Origin of the sequence: Mesorhizobium sp. M4A.F.Ca.ET.090.04.2.1, assembly GCF_003999085.1 — a bacterium.
In the GTDB taxonomy this organism is placed as follows: domain Bacteria; phylum Pseudomonadota; class Alphaproteobacteria; order Rhizobiales; family Rhizobiaceae; genus Mesorhizobium.
Window position 1 is genome coordinate 1 of the sequence record NZ_RZOT01000850.1, and the last position, 1,405, is coordinate 1,405.

Annotated in this window: 2 protein-coding genes; one reads left to right on the forward strand and one right to left on the reverse strand. The window is 64.9% G+C overall.

Annotated features, from left to right (window positions below; genetic code table 11):
- A partial coding sequence (locus tag EN781_RS32560) for an MFS transporter (protein ID WP_145965792.1) occupies positions 1 to 585 on the reverse strand: 585 nt, incomplete at its 3' end.
- Between the two features lie 77 nt (positions 586 to 662).
- Here EN781_RS32560 and EN781_RS32565 point away from each other — a divergent pair.
- The gene (locus EN781_RS32565; RefSeq protein ID WP_126057569.1) at positions 663 to 1,280 is read left to right on the forward strand and encodes a TetR/AcrR family transcriptional regulator; all 618 of its coding nucleotides are present in this window, start codon (positions 663 to 665) and stop codon (positions 1,278 to 1,280) included.
- The last annotated feature ends 125 nt before the right edge of the window (positions 1,281 to 1,405 follow it).

Consider the following 1,405-nt stretch of genomic DNA (forward strand, 5'->3'; position numbering starts at 1 on the left):
CGGACGCTCCGGCACCAGCAGCCACACCACCGGCACCAGGGCGGCGGTGGCGATCGCGATGGCGATGGCGACCGGCTTCCAGCCACCCGCCTGCGCCAGCGAGGCGAGCAACGGCAGGAAGACAAGCAGGCCGGTGGCGCTCGAAGCCGACATCAGCCCCATCACCAGGCCGCGATTGGTCTTGAACCAGCGATTGACGATGGTGGCGCCGAGGACGGTTGCGACCGCACCCGAGCCGATGCCGGAAAGCACGCCCCAGGTGATCAGCAGATGCCACGGCTTGGTCATCAGCAGGCTGAGCGCCGTCGAGCCCGACATCACCAGCAACGAAATTAGCAGCGTGCGGCGCAGCCCGATCCGCTCCATCAGGGCTGCCGCGAACGGCCCGGTCAGGCCATAGAGGAAGATGCCGATCGCGGCAGCCAGCGAGACCACGTCGCGCCGCCAGCCAAGACTCTCCTCCAGCGGCAGCATCATCACCGACGGCGCCGAACGAAGCCCGGCCGCGATCAGCAGGCAAAGAAAGATAACGCCGACCACGACGAAAGCGTAGCGCTGGCCAAACGGACGAGACTGAGCTATCATGTTACTGACCGGTACGTTGCAATTGGATGGGGCTATGAATACGTACCGGTCAGTAACATTGTCAAGCGAGTCGTGGCATGCCACCGGACAAAAAAATTGAAGCATCCATCAGCGGGGATCACGCGCCAGCGCGTCCGAAGGCCGCCGACAAGATTCTCGACGTGGCGCGCGACCTGTTCTACCGCGAAGGCATAAGAGCGATCGGCGTCGACGAGATCGTCAAGCGCGCCGGCGTCACCAAGCCCAGCCTCTACCGCAGCTTTCCCTCCAAGGACGAACTCGCCGCCTCCTATCTGCGCAAATACGATCTCGAATTCTGGGAGCGCTTCGACGAGGCTGTCGATGCGCATCCGGGCGACCCGCGCGCGCAGATCGTGGCTTTCCTCACCCGCGTCGGCAAGCGCACGCAAAAACCCGACTATCGCGGCTGCGGCATGACCAATGCGGCGGTGGAATATCCCGATCACAGTCATCCGGCGCGCATCGTCAGTGAGACCAACAAGCAGGAACTGCGCCGCCGCCTGCGCGCCATGGCGGCCGCAATGGGCGCCGCCGATGCCGACACGCTTGGCGACGGCCTGCTGCTGCTGATCGAGGGCGCCTATATCAGCGGCCAGCTGTTCGGCCTCGGCGGACCGGCGGCGTCGGTCGCCCGCAACGCCGATTTGCTGATCGAAGCCAGCTTGAAGAAATAGCGATTGGCGGTACGCTCCCGGCAACTCGAAACGGAGTTGTCCGCCATGCGTGCGCCTCTGATCCCGCTTGCCCTCGCCGGTCTCTGCCAGGCGGCCCATGCCGGCGACATATCCAGCGCCTACAC

Bases quoted from the DNA above. Each gene is read 5' to 3' on its own strand.
- EN781_RS32565 (WP_126057569.1), top strand. From the start codon at position 663: ATGCCACCGGACAAAAAAATTGAAGCATCCATCAGCGGGGATCACGCG.